Here is a 15640-nt window from a genome sequence, read left to right as displayed (position 1 = left end):
TTGTGAAAGACGCACACGACGTTGCCGTGCAGGTCCGACGGCTCGGCGACCCCCGGCCTGCGCTCGCCCTCGGCACCGCCGCGTGGGTCGTCGCGACGATCGTCGTTCTCCTCGCCGGGGAACGCTGGGCCGCGACGCTGCCGGTGTGTGTGGCCGGAATCGTGGTGGGGCTGCTGGGTTCTGCACTGTTCCTCGCCCAACGGCGCGCCGCGCGCCGCGGTCGGCGAGGAGCCCAGGTCGGTCTGAGCTGACGATCCGGGCCGCCAGCTCGTCGGGTCAGCGACGGATCCGCACCCGCGTGACCAACCACACCCACAGCAGAGCCCACAGCGATCCGAGGATCCAGCCGGCGACGACGTCGGTCAGCCAGTGCGCCGCGAGGTAGACGCGGGACAGTCCGACGGCCAGGGTGTAACCCGCGAGGCCGGCGTACAGCGCGGTGCGCCACGGGCCCTGCGGACGCGCGGAGCGGGCGAGGACGGCAGCGAGGGTGACCGCCAGGACGGCGGACATCATCGCGTGACCGGACGGGAACGAGTGCGTCGACAGCTCCACCAGCCGCTCCGGCTGCGGCGGCCGGTCGCGACCGAACAGCAGTTTGAGCAGGCTCATGGCGGGCCAGCCGGTGAGCACGGCGCCGCCGACCAGCAGCGCGTCCTGCGGCCGCGACGCCCGCAGCAACAGCAGCGTTGCGACGGTCGCCAGGATCGTGACCCCGACGGTGCCGCCGGTGTGCGTGACGACGGTGACGGCGGTCGTGCTCGCGGGCTCGCGGATACCGAGCATCCAGTCGAGTACCGCCACGTCGAGGTTCACGTCCCTGCACCGCCGCTCGCGACGGCGGCGGCGAACCCGGCGGCAGTGCAATGGGTGGTGCCGGACCGGTCCACCCACCACGCCACGTCGTGTTCCCCCGTCACCGCACCCGCACAGCGCACGACGAGCCGCTCGTGGACGGTGAGCGGTCCTCGCGGCAGGGGCACCCCGGCAGTCGCGGCGGCGAGCACGGCCTGTGGTTCCCGCGACCATTCGGTGGCCCGGCCCGGGCCGGTCGGTTCGGCGGACACCGCGTCGGACGCGAGCGGGAGGTCGAGCAGTTCGGCCAGGGCGCGGGCAGTTGCCGTGGCGCCGATCACGATCCGCTCCGCGGGGATCACCGCGGCGAGCCACGGGCGGTCCGGCACGAGCCCGTCGGTCGCGTCGACGACGGTGCCGGCGATGCTGCGCACCGCGTCCGGCAGATCCAGTTCGGTGACATCGAGGACTCCGGCCCCGTACGCCCCGGCGAGGGCACTGTGCGCCGCGGCGACGACCGCGGGGGTCGGATGGCGATTCGGGTCGGCGAGGCGCTCGAGCAGCAGCGCGGCCAGTGCGGTGCTGTCGACGGCCGACGCGGCGAGGCACGCCCGCAGTTGCTCGGCGTCGGGATGCGGGCACGGATCGAGCAGGCCTTCGAAGGTGAGGTCGTCGGGGGCGCGCAACCGGCCCAGCAGCTGCCCGTCGAGGACCGCGTAGGTGCGCAGCCACCACGCGGTGTAGCCGTCGCGGTCGGCGAGCGCGGCGGCGGTGTCGGGGTCCGCGGCGAGCAACGACAGGGCCTGCGCCCACCGGGTCTCGTCGACGAGGTCGAGATCGCGGACCGCGACGAGGGTGTCCGGGTCGGTGTCGACCGTGTCCCACCACTGCTCCTCGTCGGGCAGATCATGGTCCGGCCCGGTGGGCAGGTCGGCCCGCAGCACGGTGAACCCCCAGCCGACCCCGACGGCCCGCAACGAGTCCGCGGCGTAACGGTCGGCGGTCTCGGAATCCACTGTGCCGAAAGGTGATTTGTCGACGAGAACGGCAGCGAGAGGCGCCCCCGGCAGGAGCAGTTCGTCGGCGGGAACCAGTTCGCCGTCGGTGTCGGGAAGCAGCAGGGCCCCGAGCTCGCGGGGCAGGGCGCCGGCCGGAACGTGCTCGGCCAGCCGCAGCACCGTGTCGGCGAGTTCGGCGGCCGCGTCGGCGTCGTCGGGATCGACATCCTCGACGGCAGCGAACAACGCGGGATCCGACAGCAGGTCGACGGCGGTGACGGTGCCGGCTCCCAGCCGCGCGAGCAACGGGTGGGCGGCGTCCGGGTGCACCAGCCGCACCCACGGCAACGCGAGCGGACCGCCCACCCCGAGATCGGACCCGAGCACGGTGGTGCGCGGACCGGTGACGAGGCGCCCGTCCGACAACGGCACCGGGATCGACGCGAGTTCCTCCGCGACCACCGAATCCACGACGAGCGGCTCGAGCGCGTCGTACAACCGGCACCACCAGTGCGGGTCGCGGTCGAGGCCGGTGAGCAGTTCGGCGATGCGGGCCGGTCCGATCCGGTGCACGTCCACGGCACCGAGCACCGACGCATACCGCGGGCTGCACAGCGCGGGGGCGACGAGACCGGGGACGACATCGGCGAGGGCTTCGGCCAGCTCCTCGGTGAGCCCGTCGAGTGCCGTCGCGCGTTCGGGCACCAGGTCGTTGCCGCCGGCCGCGGCGGGCAGCCACGGGTGGGTGCGTAGTTCCGCGAGCACTGCCTCCCGGAGCAGTCCGTCGGCCTCGCTGCGCGCGAATCCGGGCACCGGCACCAACGCGATCCGCTGGTCTGCGGGCAGCGACGCGGCGAAACGCGCATAGCCCTCGGCGATCCGATCGACCCGGGCGCCGGGAAGCAGTCGCCGCCGATCCGGTTGCATCGGCACGTCGGCGATGACGAGGACCGGTAGCGACAGTTCCTCGTCGGACCGGGTGGGGGCGCGCAGCACGTCGTCGCCGACGGGGGCGATCTCGCCGGTGCCACCGACCGGAGCCAGCCAACGCGCATGCGGCCCTTCGCCTTCCCACCAGCGGCGTCCGGCGACGGCGATCTCGTGGATGCCGTCCCCGAGATCGGTTCGGACGCAGGTGAATTCGGCGTCGCCGATGGTGACCGAGCCCAGGGCAGGCAGTTCCAGCAACAGGTCCGCGACCTCGTCCCGGAACCCGCCGAGCAGAGCACGCGCGTCGACGTCGGGGCGCAGCCGAAGCACGATCTCGGTGTCGAAGCCGGACACCGGCGGTGCGGCGGTGGGCCACGCCAGGCGCAGGACCGGCACTCCGGACCGTGGTGGCGTCAGGTCGCGCTCGCGCAACACCGTGCGGGTGCGCTCACCGGAGAAGCGGACCGACCCGGTCCGGGACCGGATCTCGATGTCGTCGGAGACCGAGAGGACGGCGGTGAAGCCGACACCGAAGCGTCCGACCCCCGCGGTTTTCGCGGACGCCCGCAGCGCCGTCAGTGCCTGCACACCGGGACCGTCCAGCGGGGCACCGGTGTTGGCGACGTGGAGCCCGTCGTCGCCGACCCACACCCGCATCGCACCGGCCGTGCCCGCGCGGGTCGCGGCGTCGGCTGCGTTCTGCGCGAGTTCGGTGAGGACCCGGTCGCGGTAGCCGGCCCGGACGAGGTCCGATTCTGTGGCGGTGTCCTCCCGCAGACGGGTCGGCGAGGCTTGCCACGCGAGCAGCGTGCCGTCCCGCAGCGCCGCGGTGCCGAACGGGTCCGCGGGGTCGGGCGGGGTCACGTCAGTCGGTCTGTTCCGGCCGGCCGGCATCGTCGGTGGCTGCCGCGCCGTCGGTGGCTGCCGCGCCGTCGGTGGCTGCCGCGCCGTCGGTGGCTGTCGCACCGGAGGGCTGTTCGGACCCGACGGTCTCGTCGTCCCTTGGTTCCGGACGGGTGATCGGGACGATCTCCACCGCGGCGTCGTCGTACGCCTCGAATCGGGGCGACCCCGCACCGGTCGGGAGCGTGGTGTCCGAGTGGGCGCCGCAGCCGTACTGCGAGTGCACGACGTGCCCGTCCGCAGCGTACTCGTTCCCGCACACCCCGAACGCCGCGTGCAACGACCCCGCGAGCGGCAGGTAGAAGCCGCACAGCAGGCACGTGGAGGGGGCGGCCTTCGCCATCTCGCTGTCGGGTCCGTAGCCCTCGAACCAGCGCTGCGCCGCGTCGAGACGACCTTCGAGGCTCATGACCTGCCGGCGGCCGAGACCGATCTCGAGCGCGGTGTCATCGACCTCGGGGTCGCCGGACTCGATGTATCCGGGCACCAGACGCGGATCGTCGGCGGTCGGGGCGAGCAGGTCGCCGGGGCCGAGGTCGCCGGGGCGGATCCGCTCGTTCCACGGCAGCCACTCGGGCGCGATCAGCGCGTCGGGTCCTGGCAGCAACACCAGTTCGCTGACCGTGACGTGATCGGACTCCGGCGCGGCGGCCACGACGACAGCCCACTGCCAGCCGCGGTACCCGGGTAGGTCGGCGACGAAACGATGGGTGGCCGCGCAGTCGTTCTCCCCGGTCACACCCAGGTGTGCACCGATCCCGCCTTCGCCGAGTTCGTCGAGAGCCGCGCGGGCGACGTCGACCGCATCGGCGAGGACGGGTCGCACAGCCGCGGCGGCCGAACGTTCCGCGCTGGGGGCATCAGCAGAAGACACAGCACTCACGGCCCCCATTCTGCCGCACCGGGACGGGAACGCGACCCTTGGCCGCCGAGACGGCGGCCGACAACTGCGATGATGAGGCCCGTGCGACTGCGACAGGGAGCCGGACCCCCCGGCCCGATCCGAGCCGCCGGGGTCCTCGCCGCGACCTCCGCGGCGCTCGCCGGCGGGGTCCTCGCCGGTTGCAGCGAACAACCCGCCGCCGACCCCGGGCCGCCCGCCGAGCGGCTGCGCGTCGAGATCGTCGCGGCCCGCCCGCACGACACGGAAGCGTTCACGCAGGGACTCGAGATCTCCGACGGCGAACTGCTCGAGGGCACCGGCCGGAGCGGCCGGTCGTACCTGTCGGCGCGGGCGCTCGACACCGGCGCCGAGCGGACTCGGGTGCCGGTTCCCGACGGCATGTTCGGCGAGGGCATCACCGTGGCCGGTGACACTGTGTGGCAGTTGACCTGGAAGGACGGCGTGGCGATCGCCCGCGACCGCGTGACGCTGGCGCCCCGCGACCGCGTCGAATACGACGGTGAGGGCTGGGGTCTGTGCGCGGCCGGGGACCGTCTGGTCATGAGCGACGGGTCGTCGACCCTCACGTTCCGGGACCCGGCAGGTTTCGACGTGCTCGGCACCGCGGCCGTGCGCGCCGACGGTCGCGAGGTGGACAACCTCAACGAACTGGAATGCGCCGACGACGGCGCTGTCTACGCCAACGTGTGGAAGACCGACGAGATCGTCCGCATCGACCCGCACTCGGGGCGGGTCACCGCGCGCATCGACGCGGGCGCGCTCCGCGGCGCGCTCACCGACGATCAGCGCGAGGGCATCGACGTTCTCAACGGAATCGCGCAGGTTCCGGGCACCGACCGGTTTCTCGTCACCGGCAAGTACTGGCCCACGATGTTCGAGGTGCGCTTCGTCCCGTGAGCACTGCCCGTCGCTTCTCACGCGGGTACCTGTCTGCAGCACCGTCGGCGGGTGGGGAAGAATCGAAGTCGTGACCGATCCGGACGAGCGCCGACCCGCCGACCCGGCGCGCGGCCGTGCCGGCGCCGACGGCAGCGACCGCCGCTCGGCTGCGCACCGCTCGCGTCCCGGCCGGCACGACCCCGATGCGGACCACCCCGGCTACCGGAACTATCCGCCCCCGCGGCGCACCGCTGCCCGACGCACTCCGCTGCCGCCGCTGCACCCCCTCGACGGGGCCCGCAAACCCCGCGACGACGCGCGCACGACCCCGGAGTCCGATGCGCCGCGCGCCCCGCGGATGCCGCGGAAGCTGACGGTGACGCGGGTCGCGGCCCTGCGCAGCCGGGAACTGACCAACAAGGGCATCGCGACGTTCCGTCGCGCGGCCACCGCGGACGGCGCCGACAAGTCCGGGCTGACGGCCCTGATGTACGCGACGATGGCGAATTTCGCGAGCGATGCGGCGATCGCGGTGGCCCTGGCGAACACCTTGTTCTTCTCGGCCGCGACCGGGGAGGACAAGACGAAGGTCGCGCTGTACCTGCTCATCACGATCGCACCGTTCGCGATCATCGCCCCGTTGATCGGCCCGTTGCTGGATCGGTTGCAGCACGGTCGTCGGCTGGCGCTGGCGGCGTCGTTCGCGCTGCGGTGTGTTCTCGCGGTGGTTCTCGTGTTCAACTTCGACAGCTGGGGGCTGTATCCGGCGGCCCTGGCGATGATGGTGCTGAGCAAATCGTTCTCGGTGCTGAAATCGGCGGTGACGCCCCGGGTGCTGCCACCGGAGATCGATCTGGTGCGGGTGAATTCCCGGCTGACCGTGTTCGGCCTGGTCGGCGGCACGTTGGGTGCCGGTGCGGTCGCCGCCGCCGCGGCGTGGCTGTTCGGGTCGTCGGGGGCGCTGTGGTTGTGCGCCGGGATCACCGCGTTCGGCGCGTATCTGAGCATGCGGATCCCGGCGTGGGTGGAGGTCACCGAAGGCGAGGTCCCGGCGACGCTGTCGTATCGCGGGGCCGAGGCGCGCACCGAAGTGCTCGACACGAAGACCGAGGTGATCGCCGCGCCGGGCGCGCGACGCCGTCAGCCGCTGGGCCGGGCGGTGGTCACCGGGCTATGGGGCAACGGCACGATCCGGGTGCTCACCGGCTTCCTGACCCTGTTCATGGCGTTCGTCGCGAAGTCCAAGACCGAGCACGAACCGCTGGTGCAGGCGGCGATGCTCGGCCTGGTCGGGGCGGCCGCGGCGATCGGCAACTTCACCGGCAACGCCACGGGGGCGCGGCTGACGCTGGGCCGGCCCGCGCTCATCGTCGTCCGCTGTACCGCGGCGGTGGTGATCGTCGCGGCGATCGTGGCCGCCACGGACAACATCTTCGCGGCTGCCGCCGCGGCGTTGGTGGCGGCGTGTGCGAGCGCCCTGGCAAAGGTGTCGCTGGACGCGTCGCTGCAGCAGGACCTGCCCGAGGAGTCGATCGCGTCCGGGTTCGGACGTTCGGAGACGGTACTCCAGTTGAGCTGGGTGACCGGTGGCGCGCTGGGTGTGTTGTTGCCGCCCGAGTACTGGATCGGCTTCGGCGTCGTCACGGTGGTGCTGGTTCTGGGACTGATCCAAACGGTCCTGACCTACCGTGGGAAGACGCTGTTGCCCGGCTTCGGGGGTAAACGCCCCGAGCACGCCGATCAAGAGACCGCCGACCGGCGCACCCCACGCGCCGGCGGACATACGAGCAGGAACGGAAGTCGATGACGCTGCAAGCCCGGACGAAGAAGATCATCTCGCTGATCGCGGTGGTCGTGTTACTCGTGGCGGGTGGTCTCGCCGCCGTGGTGTGGAAGCTCGTCGACTCGGCCGATCCGAAGCTGCCGACGGTCACCGCGTTCGCGCACGGCACGAGCGTGACGGTCGAGCCGACCCAGCACTGCAACCTCTACCTGGAGGAGTGTGTCGAGAATCCGCTCGGCAAGCTCGACGTTCCGGCCGGGTTCCCGCTGCAGTTGTCGCTGCCGTCGGAGATTTCCGATGCCCCGTGGCGCCTGATCGTCGTCTACGGCGATCCGAAGACGGGCGAGACGTTCGTGGACGGCCGCCTCTTCACGCCCGGCGAGCAGCGCGCGGTGACCGTGCCGTCCGACCCGGCGATCCAGCTGCTCGGCGTGGAGATCCAGTTGCCGTCGGCGGTGCAGGACGAGACGGGCACCGCGATCGCCCACGCGGTCTGGGCGATCCAGACGTACTGACCGCTACTCACGGCGAGGGCCTCCGGTGCATCACCGGAGGCCCTCGCCGTGAGTGCGGTGTCGAGCGTCAGGAGTCGAGCTCGCGGGCGACGGCGCGCAAGACCTCGGAGATTCGCTGGGCTGCCTTGCGTTCCGGGTACCGGCCGCGCCTCAGATCAGGCTGGACCGCGGTGTCGAGCAGCGTGATCACGTCTTCGATCATGCTCGCCAGATCCTCGGGATTGCGGCGTTCGCGCTCCGGGGTGTTCTCGCGGCGGCCGCCCTTCTGCCGCAGGGTCGGTTGTTCGAGCAGTTTCACGCTCAGTGCCTGCGGGCCGCGGCGTCCGACGGCCATGCCGAACTCCACGCGCTGGCCCGGCTTGAGTGCGTCCACTCCGTCCGGAAGCGCGGACGCCCGGACATACACGTCCTCGCCCTCCTCCTGGGACAGGAAGCCGAAGCCCTTTTCGACGTCGTACCACTTCACCTTGCCGCTTGGCACCGCGCTCACCCGCTCCTCGACAGCTGTGCCCACCGGGCACCTGTGGATATGCAAAACAACGCGCCCCGCAATCGGGTGCGGGACGCGTAGACGGCGCCAGTGTACCCCGATCCGGGTTCGGGCAGCCCGTGCGACCGTCGTGTGCCGGCGTCGACGCACTACCGTGGACGACGTGGGTACTTCCGATTCTTCTACGGGGCCGAGCAACGGCCTGCTCAAAGCCGCGCTCGCGTGCTTCGCTGTCGGTATCGTCGCGGTTGTCGCAATTTTTCTGACCCCGGTGGTCACCGACGGCAAACCGGGCCTGGTGCTGTATCTCCTGACCGCGGCGTGGCCGTTGGGCTTCCTGCTGGCCATCACGTTCGCCCTGCGGTCGGGCCGTCGCGCGCGTGGAGGTGGGTCGTGAAGTTCCTGCTCAATCTCATCTGGCTGATCTTCGGGGGGCTGTGGCTGGCGCTGGGGTACTTCCTCGCCGGCATCATCTGCTGCGTGCTGATCGTGACGATCCCGTTCGGCATCGCGGCGTTCCGCATCGGGGTGTACGCGCTGTGGCCGTTCGGCAAGACCGTGGTGGACAAGCCGACAGCCGGGGCCGGGTCCCTGATCGGCAACGTGATCTGGGTGATCGTCGCGGGAGTGTGGCTCGCGATCGGGCACATTGCGACCGCGGTTGCAATGGCGATCACGATCATCGGGATCCCGCTCGCCCTCGCGAACCTGAAGATGATCCCGATCTCGCTGATGCCCCTCGGCAAGGACATCGTGCCCGTCGGATCACTCCAGCAACATCTGTGACGTTCATCACATCACGACGCCATAACGTTCCGGCCTCGAACGGTCTCGACGGGACGAGATAGCGCGCTACCTGCGCGTTCCCGATCGGCCCTCCCCGAGGTCACGGCACGCGCGCAAAGGATCGCGCGTTATCAATTGGTGACACTCGGCCCCCGGACCCGTTACCGTCGACTCCGGTCGGACTGGTCCGGCCACCCCGGATCCGCCGCGCCAAATCCTGTCCCGCGGAACCGGACCCCGACGAACGATCCAGGGGACAGGAAACGGGGGACCCACACGGTCTCCCAGGGAGCGGAAGTTCCCAGGAGGCACCCGGGCCGAAGCACCACGCAACGGCCCTTGGGGTGAAGCCGAATCGCTCCCAGCGGGAGCAACGCGGCCGGGCTACCTCTTCAGCCCGAACCCGACAGCTGACCTCGTAGGCGCGTGCGGAGAGGAAACCGGAGCAATGAGCGGACGCCATCGCAAACCCACCAACACCGGCCGTACCGTCGCGAAGTTCGCGCTGACCAGCGCGGTTCTCGGCGTCACCGGCGTCGCATTCAGCGGCACCGCCAATGCGGCCCCCGACTCCGACTGGGACCGCCTCGCACAGTGCGAGTCCGGCGGCAACTGGGGCATCGCCACCGGCAACGGCTACCACGGCGGCCTGCAGTTCTCGCCGAGCACCTGGAACGCCTACGGCGGCCAGCAGTACGCGCCGACCGCCAGCCAGGCCAGCCGTGACCAGCAGATCGCCGTCGCCGAGCGGGTCCTCGAAGGCCAGGGCTGGGGCGCATGGCCGTCCTGCTCCTCGAGCCTCGGCCTGAGCAGCGCACCGTCGCAGCGTTCGGCGCCGACGTCCGGCACCCTCGCGGACACGGTCGAGACGCAGGAGCAGACCGCCCCCGAGGCGGCGCCGACCCTGCAGGAGAGCATCCCGTTCATGGCGCCGCAGAGCGCCAAGGCGGGCTTCGCACAGGGCATCGACGCGCTGCGCGCCGCCGGCATCCCGGTCGATCAGGGCCTGGTCAATCAGGTCACGGCCATCCTGCCGAACTGACACCGGAACACAGCGAAGGGGCCCGCACCGGATTCGGTGCGGGCCCCTTCGCTGTGTTCCGGAAACCTGAGGAATCAGCGGTTGATGACGGTGCGGGGGTGCGTGTACGGGAGGGAATCGACCGGGATCGGGAAGTCCGTCTCCTCACCGTACGGAGAGAGCGGACCCGAACGCGTGGAGGACAACTCGGTGACGGCGAGATCGCCGTCGACGAGCTCCGGCCATCCGCGATCAACGTACTGGTTCTTCGAAGTGTTCGCCATGCGCTCATTTTGGCAGGTGAGTTCGCGGTGGGCCACCTCAGGTCTCTAATCTGAATCCGATGACCACCACCACCCCGTCCGGGCCGGACGCCCGGCCCCCGTCGCTCGCCCGGTGGCTGGCCGGACGTCGCGACTCCGACCTGGCCGCCCTGCTGCGCGCCCGGCCGGATCTGGTGGTGCCCCCGCCGGCCACCATGATCGTCCTGGCGAACCGCGCCCAGCAGCGGGCATCGGTGTTCCGAGCCGCCGACGAACTGACCACCGGCGATTTCGGTGTGATCGAGGCGCTCGCCCGGCTCGGCGCCACCAGGGCACCCGTGACGCGCCGCGCGCTGCTGGACCTGCTCGCGGGCCGCACCACCGCGAAGAACGTCGACCGCACCCTCGACCGGTTGCGCAGCCTGCTGCTCGTGTGGGGTCCCGCCGACGAACTGTCCCTGGTTCCGGCGGCCACCGACACCGTGCCCTGGCGCATCGCCCGCAGCACCGCATCGGAGCTACCCGACGACACCCGACTCGCGGCCATGATCGACGACCTCGACGCCGCCCGCCGCGGCATCCTCGACACCCTGGCACGCACCTCCCCCGTCGGCCGGACCAAGGACGCCGCCCCGGACACACCTACCGACCGGCCGGTGCAGCAGCTGATCGCGTCCGGGCTGCTGATCCGCCTCGACGAGGAAACGGTCGAACTTCCCCACCGGGTGGGTCAGCACCTGCGGGGTGAGGCACCCTTCGATCCGGCCGCGCTCAGGCCGCCACCCGCGATACCGGCGACGCACACCGTCGCGGAGGTCAACGCGACCGCCGCGGGCGCCGCGCTGGAGTTGCTGCGGCACGCCGAGGAACTGATCGACGCGCTCGGCTCTGCCCCCGCCCCGGCCCTCAAGTCCGGGGGGCTCGGTGTGCGCGAAGTCCGCAGGCTCGCGAAGACCGTCGGCATCGACGAAACCCACGCGGCGCTGCTCGTCGAGGTGCTCGCCGCGGCCGGACTGATCGCGCGGGGCCTGCCGGACCCGCCACCACCGACCGATGTCGACGACTACTGGGCCCCGACGACATCCGCCGATGGCTGGTCGAAGGCACCCAGCGGACACCGATGGGCGGTACTCGCCGGTGCCTGGCTCGACTGTCCTCGGCGACCGTGGCTCGTCGGCCGGCGCGACCCGAACGACAAGCCGATCGCCGCGCTGTCCGACGAGGTGCAGTCCCCGCCCGCGGTCCGCGACCGGCGGCTTCTGCTCGAGTTGCTCGCCGAGACCCCCGGCTCCGCCCCCGATGCGGCCCAGGTGCGCGCGGCACTCGCCTGGCGGCGACCTCGCTGGGCGGGAAGGCTCGGAGCCGACGCGGTCGCGGGGACGTTGCGGGAGGCCACCGTGCTCGCCGTCGTCGCGCACGGGTCGATCGCGTCCCCCGGCAAGGCCCTGCTGCACGGCGGCGACGCCGAAGCCGAGATGGACGCCGCGCTGCCGGAACCGGTGGACTATGTCCTCGTGCAGGCGGACCTGACCGTGGTCGCGCCCGGACCGCTGGTGCCCGACCTCGCCGCGCGCATCGCGCTCGTCGCCGACGTCGAATCGGCCGGAGCCGCGACTGTGTACCGGATCGGGGAGGCCGGCGTTCGGCGGGCCCTCGATGCGGGTACCGGAGCGGGGGACCTGCACGCCCTGTTCGCAACGCATTCGCGGACACCGGTGCCGCAGGCACTGACCTATCTCATCGACGACGTCGCGCGGCGGCACGGGCGGTTGCGCACCGGCGTCGCGTCGTCGTTCGTCCGGTCCGACGATCCGGCGCTGCTCGCCGAGGTCCTCGCCGCGCCGGTCGCCGGCGCGCTGGCGCTACGGGCGCTGGCACCGACCGTCGCGATCTCCCAGGCACCGCTGGCCGAGGTGTTGCAGCAACTGAGAGCGGCGGGCTTCTCCCCCGCCGGGGAGGATTCGTCGGGCGCGGTACTCGACCTGCGGCCGCCCGGTGCCCGGCTGGCGGTGCCGCGCACCCGCGCCCGCTACACCGGTCCGGTCCCCCCGTCCACCGAGCAACTCGACACGCTGGTCCGTACCCTGCGCGCCGGTGACCGCGCCGCGACCACGTCGGCGTCGAAGTCCGTGCAGGCGGACGGCAGCCGGTCCGGGGGCGCCGCCACGATGGCGCTGCTGCAACTTGCGGTGCACAGCAAACGCAGCGTCACCCTGGGATACGTCGACGCGCAGGGCGTCGCCACCCGTCGCATCGTCGACCCGGTCGCGGTGAGCGGCGGCGCGCTCGAAGCGTTCGATCCCGCGGCCGGCACGGTGCGTAGCTTCGTACTGCACCGGGTCACCTCGGTCGCACTGGTCGATTGACCCGAGTCGCCGGCCCGCAGCGGCGCACATCCCCACTTTTTCGAGCGGCACACCCCCACTTTCCGAGCGAACGATACGTTCAGTCGATTGAAGGAGACGAACGGTACATTCGCTCGAAAAAGGGGGGCGAAGCCCGGGCTCAGGACCGAGGGTCGTCGCGGACGAGGACGAACGGCGACGCCGCCACCCGCGACCACGATCCCCCTGCGAAGGTCAGCCCGAGCAGGGTCCGCTCGTCGAGGGCACGGAACTCGTCGCGCACCCACCGCCACGGGATCGGGCCGTCGGCGCCGTAGGAGACCACCACCGCGGGCCGGCCGTCGAGCCAGGACGGCCCGGTCGCGACCGCGATCGGCAGGTGCTCGCGGAGCGTCCCGTCGTCGGCGCCGAGCAGGTTGGCCGCGGTACCGTCCCCTGCGACGCGCTTGCCGTACCAGCGCGGCATCCCGCCGAGAGCGATCGCGCGCGGGGCCGCGAAGCGGAGCAGTGCCGGTCCGACGAAAACGGCGCGGTAAGTACCGGGTGGCATGGTCGTGGCCGAGGGCAGGGACCGGAACCGGTCGCGCAGCCCGCGTATCGACCCGGGCAAGCTCCGGAGGGCGTCGGTATCCCCGGTGTTCACGTCGTCTGCCCGCTTTCCTTCCGTGCTGCATACCGCGCGGCGAAGCGTTCGGCCATGGCGGCGATCGTCAGGCTCGGGTTCACCCCCACGTTCGCGGGAATCGCCGAGCCGTCCACCACGTACAGGCCGGGATGTCCGAACACCTCGTGGTCGGTGTCGACGACGCCGTGCGACGCGTCGGAGCCGATCGCCGCGCCGCCGAGGATGTGCGCGGTGATGGACTTGCCTCCGATGCTCTCGAGCAGCAGGTTGAGCGGGCGACCGCCGATCGACTCGGCGAATGCGCGGGCGACCGCGTTGGCCTGCGGCAGATAACTCGGCGCCTGCCGGCCCGGAACACCGCGCGACCGGAGCACCTTCCGCCACGGCCGGATCGGCGACCGGGCGTAGTCGAGCCGGATCTCGCTCTCCACGTCCTGCATCACCGTGAACACGCTGAGCCGTTCGATGAAGTTGCGCGCGAACACGGTTCGCACCTGGCGCACGGGATGTCGCAGCAGGGTCGCCACGGCCGCCCGGCGGCGTCGACGCGGATCGGCGCCGTCGACCAGCGGCCCGACCTGGAACCGCATGTGCCATCCGCCGACGTAACGGTTCTGGGTGACGTGGGTGCGTTCGTCCGGATAGAACTCGCTCGAGATGGTCGGTCCGCGAGTCAGATCGGTGTCGACGTCGTCGGCGAGGACCGCGGTGATCGCCTCCGAGTTGGTGCGTACCCGGTCGCCGAGCCGGTCGGAGATATGAGGGAGCCCGCCGTTCGCGTGGGACCTGTACAGCAGTTCCACGGTTCCGAGCACCCCGGCGGCGAGCACCACCTCGGGTGCGCGCAGCCGTTCACCGCCGGCCAGCTGCACCTCGTATCCGTCGTCGAGTGCGGTCACCGACGTGACGTGCTGCTCGGGCCGGATTTCGACGCCGCGGCGTTCGGCCAGCCACAGATAGTTCAGGTCCAGGGTGTTCTTGCTGCCGTGCGGGCACCCGATCAGGCACGCGCCGCACAGCCGGCATCCGGTGCGGTCGGGGCCGTCGCCACCGAAGAACGGATCCGGCACGGTGACGCCTTCGTCCCCGAACCAGATCGCCATCGGGGTGGGCCCGTACGTCTCCTCGACCCCGAGCGTCCGCGCAACGACACGCAGGTGCTCGTCCATCGGGCCGCTGAACGGGGCCGTGGTGCGACCGAGCATGCGAGCGGCGGTCACGTAGTGATCCGAAAGCTCTGCGCGCCAATTCTTTTCAGATGCCGGCCACGCCGGATCGGTGAAGAACGCCTGCTCCGGTTCGAGGAGCACACCGGCCCAGACGATGCTGCCGCCGCCGACGCCGGCACCGCCGATGATGCCGACGTGCGCAAACACCCGCTGCCAGAAGAACCCGCGCAGGCCGAGTTCGGGCAGCCACAGGTATCGGCGCGGGTCGCGGCGCGCGGCCGTCAGGTCCGCGCGTGAATGGCGTCTCCCCTGTTCGAGTACCAGAACGCGACGTCCCTGCTCCGCCAGCCGTAGAGCGGTGACCGAACCGCCGAATCCGCTGCCGACCACGATCACATCGGCAGCGATTCTCGTATTGCCCTCGGCTTCCACGGTGCACAGCATAGGTCCCGTTGGCCGCACGACGTCGACGAGCCGGTTCGGCCTCTGCCCGCCGATTCCGATTCCTGTCGAGTTCGATTTTTCGGCGACTGGCTTTTTTCTGCAAATGGGCTATGGTCGGGTCCTGTCGGGTTGTTCAGCCCCTTTTTCGAGAGGAGAAAAATGGCCGACAAGGGTAAAGCACTCAAGAAACCGGCACAGTCGATCAAGGAGCGGCGGGCGGAAAAACGCCGCAAACAGACGAACGCAGACGAATTCGTGACGAGGCGCAAGTCGAACTGATCCGTCGGGACCTGCCGTGACCATCTCCGCCCGAGAACTCCTCGACAGCCTGTACGAGCAGTTCACAGCCATGTCGGACCGCGCGGACGACGGCGGATCGTCGCCCTCGTTCGCGAACGGTCGCCGTGCCGCCCTGGCCCGCGCCCGCCTGTTCGCACTTGATGAGCAGGCCGCCGAATCCGCTGTGATGGTGTGATCTCCGCAGAAATCCACCGAATTCACGAACAACGTAAACAGGAAGCACACGTGAAAAGGACGCTGTCGGCCCTGGATAAAATCCAGGACAGGCTCGAGAACGAATTGGATTCCTCCCCCGCAATGTCGGAAAAGGACGCGGGCTACCGCTCCGGCATTTCCGAGGCGCTGGTATGCGTGATGGAGGTGCGCCGCTCACTCACGAGCTGACGGGTCGGCGGGACAACGGGCCCGGGAACACCGGGGCGGCGCGCGGGTGGCGCGCCGCCCCCGGTGTCTGGAGAATGGGTGAGTTCCGCTGTTCCCCGTGCTAGGA

17 protein-coding genes and 1 riboswitch are annotated in these 15640 nt (G+C 71.1%); of the genes, 10 read left to right on the top strand and 7 right to left on the bottom strand.

Features of this window, described 5'->3' with window-relative positions; translation table 11 throughout:
* Positions 1 to 2: 2 nt before the first annotated feature.
* Entirely contained in the window at positions 3 to 251 is a 249-nt protein-coding gene (locus RZ1_RS06710) for a DUF2530 domain-containing protein (protein WP_072810351.1), read from the top strand.
* Positions 252 to 276: 25 nt separating this feature from the next.
* On the opposite strand, the gene RZ1_RS06705 is transcribed toward RZ1_RS06710, so the two are convergent.
* From RZ1_RS06705 to RZ1_RS06695, 3 genes are read right to left on the bottom strand one after another with little or no spacing between them, the layout of a single operon-like run.
* On the bottom strand, positions 277 to 816 hold the full coding sequence (locus RZ1_RS06705) for a phosphatase PAP2 family protein (protein WP_072810350.1): 540 nt from the start codon (positions 814 to 816) through the stop codon (positions 277 to 279).
* A complete protein-coding gene (locus RZ1_RS06700; protein ID WP_072810348.1) occupies positions 813 to 3587 on the bottom strand; it encodes a sacsin N-terminal ATP-binding-like domain-containing protein in 2775 nt (924 codons plus the stop codon). The genes RZ1_RS06705 and RZ1_RS06700 overlap by 4 nt, the downstream gene beginning before the upstream one ends.
* A gap of 1 nt (position 3588) precedes the next feature.
* On the bottom strand, positions 3589 to 4518 hold the full coding sequence (locus RZ1_RS06695; RefSeq protein ID WP_083583554.1) for a DUF3027 domain-containing protein: 930 nt from the start codon (positions 4516 to 4518) through the stop codon (positions 3589 to 3591).
* A gap of 72 nt (positions 4519 to 4590) precedes the next feature.
* On the opposite strand from RZ1_RS06695, the gene RZ1_RS06690 reads away from it, so the two are divergent.
* The 3 genes from RZ1_RS06690 to RZ1_RS06680 all read left to right on the top strand — a co-directional run bounded on the left by RZ1_RS06690 (position 4591) and on the right by RZ1_RS06680 (position 7707).
* A complete protein-coding gene (locus RZ1_RS06690; protein ID WP_244899317.1) occupies positions 4591 to 5427 on the top strand; it encodes a glutaminyl-peptide cyclotransferase in 837 nt (278 codons plus the stop codon).
* Between the two features lie 70 nt (positions 5428 to 5497).
* Positions 5498 to 7216 (top strand): MFS transporter, encoded by a 1719-nt coding sequence (locus RZ1_RS06685; RefSeq protein ID WP_072810344.1) that lies wholly within the window; start codon positions 5498 to 5500, stop codon positions 7214 to 7216.
* Positions 7213 to 7707, top strand: a complete 495-nt coding sequence (locus RZ1_RS06680) for a DUF2771 domain-containing protein (protein WP_072810342.1) — start codon at positions 7213 to 7215, stop codon at positions 7705 to 7707. The genes RZ1_RS06685 and RZ1_RS06680 overlap by 4 nt, the downstream gene beginning before the upstream one ends.
* A gap of 67 nt (positions 7708 to 7774) precedes the next feature.
* Here the strand turns inward: RZ1_RS06680 and RZ1_RS06675 are convergent, their stop codons facing one another.
* Positions 7775 to 8188 carry a cold-shock protein gene (locus tag RZ1_RS06675; protein WP_171061674.1) on the bottom strand — a complete coding sequence of 138 codons (414 nt, stop codon included), beginning with the start codon at positions 8186 to 8188 and terminating at the stop codon, positions 7775 to 7777.
* A gap of 172 nt (positions 8189 to 8360) precedes the next feature.
* Between RZ1_RS06675 and RZ1_RS06670 the strand changes: the two genes are divergently transcribed.
* The 3 genes from RZ1_RS06670 to RZ1_RS06660 all read left to right on the top strand — a co-directional run bounded on the left by RZ1_RS06670 (position 8361) and on the right by RZ1_RS06660 (position 10025).
* Positions 8361 to 8594, top strand: coding sequence for a hypothetical protein (locus tag RZ1_RS06670; protein ID WP_338109545.1), 234 nt, complete (start codon positions 8361 to 8363; stop codon positions 8592 to 8594).
* Positions 8591 to 8983: a YccF domain-containing protein gene (locus RZ1_RS06665; RefSeq protein WP_072810336.1), complete on the top strand. Its 393-nt coding sequence runs from the start codon at positions 8591 to 8593 to the stop codon at positions 8981 to 8983. Before RZ1_RS06670 ends, RZ1_RS06665 begins: the two co-directional genes overlap by 4 nt.
* 228 nt (positions 8984 to 9211) lie before the next feature.
* A riboswitch (cyclic di-AMP (ydaO/yuaA leader) is annotated at positions 9212 to 9424 on the top strand.
* A 7-nt stretch (positions 9425 to 9431) separates the two neighbouring features.
* Positions 9432 to 10025, top strand: coding sequence for a transglycosylase family protein (locus tag RZ1_RS06660; protein ID WP_072810334.1), 594 nt, complete (start codon positions 9432 to 9434; stop codon positions 10023 to 10025).
* A 74-nt stretch (positions 10026 to 10099) separates the two neighbouring features.
* Here RZ1_RS06660 and RZ1_RS06655 read toward each other — a convergent pair whose 3' ends face one another.
* Positions 10100 to 10288, bottom strand: a complete 189-nt coding sequence (locus RZ1_RS06655; RefSeq protein ID WP_072810332.1) for a hypothetical protein — start codon at positions 10286 to 10288, stop codon at positions 10100 to 10102.
* A gap of 59 nt (positions 10289 to 10347) precedes the next feature.
* Between RZ1_RS06655 and RZ1_RS06650 the strand changes: the two genes are divergently transcribed.
* Positions 10348 to 12633, top strand: coding sequence for a helicase-associated domain-containing protein (locus RZ1_RS06650; RefSeq protein ID WP_072810330.1), 2286 nt, complete (start codon positions 10348 to 10350; stop codon positions 12631 to 12633).
* A gap of 139 nt (positions 12634 to 12772) precedes the next feature.
* Here RZ1_RS06650 and RZ1_RS06645 read toward each other — a convergent pair whose 3' ends face one another.
* Both RZ1_RS06645 and RZ1_RS06640 read right to left on the bottom strand, forming a co-directional pair.
* The gene (locus RZ1_RS06645) at positions 12773 to 13162 is read right to left on the bottom strand and encodes a hypothetical protein (RefSeq protein ID WP_238072113.1); all 390 of its coding nucleotides are present in this window, start codon (positions 13160 to 13162) and stop codon (positions 12773 to 12775) included.
* An 89-nt stretch (positions 13163 to 13251) separates the two neighbouring features.
* Entirely contained in the window at positions 13252 to 14838 is a 1587-nt protein-coding gene (locus tag RZ1_RS06640; protein WP_238072114.1) for a GMC oxidoreductase, read from the bottom strand.
* Between the two features lie 307 nt (positions 14839 to 15145).
* Between RZ1_RS06640 and RZ1_RS06635 the strand changes: the two genes are divergently transcribed.
* Positions 15146 to 15325 (top strand): hypothetical protein, encoded by a 180-nt coding sequence (locus tag RZ1_RS06635; RefSeq protein ID WP_072810325.1) that lies wholly within the window; start codon positions 15146 to 15148, stop codon positions 15323 to 15325.
* Positions 15322 to 15534 carry a hypothetical protein gene (locus RZ1_RS29900; RefSeq protein ID WP_139281784.1) on the top strand — a complete coding sequence of 71 codons (213 nt, stop codon included), beginning with the start codon at positions 15322 to 15324 and terminating at the stop codon, positions 15532 to 15534. Before RZ1_RS06635 ends, RZ1_RS29900 begins: the two co-directional genes overlap by 4 nt.
* The last annotated feature ends 106 nt before the right edge of the window (positions 15535 to 15640 follow it).

The sequence above is a fragment of the Rhodococcus zopfii NBRC 100606 = JCM 9919 genome, from assembly GCF_001895025.1.
In the GTDB taxonomy this organism is placed as follows: Bacteria; Actinomycetota; Actinomycetes; order Mycobacteriales; family Mycobacteriaceae; genus Rhodococcus; species Rhodococcus zopfii.
The sequence above is the reverse complement of the archived record's forward strand: the minus strand, read 5'-3'. Positions and strand labels throughout refer to the sequence as shown.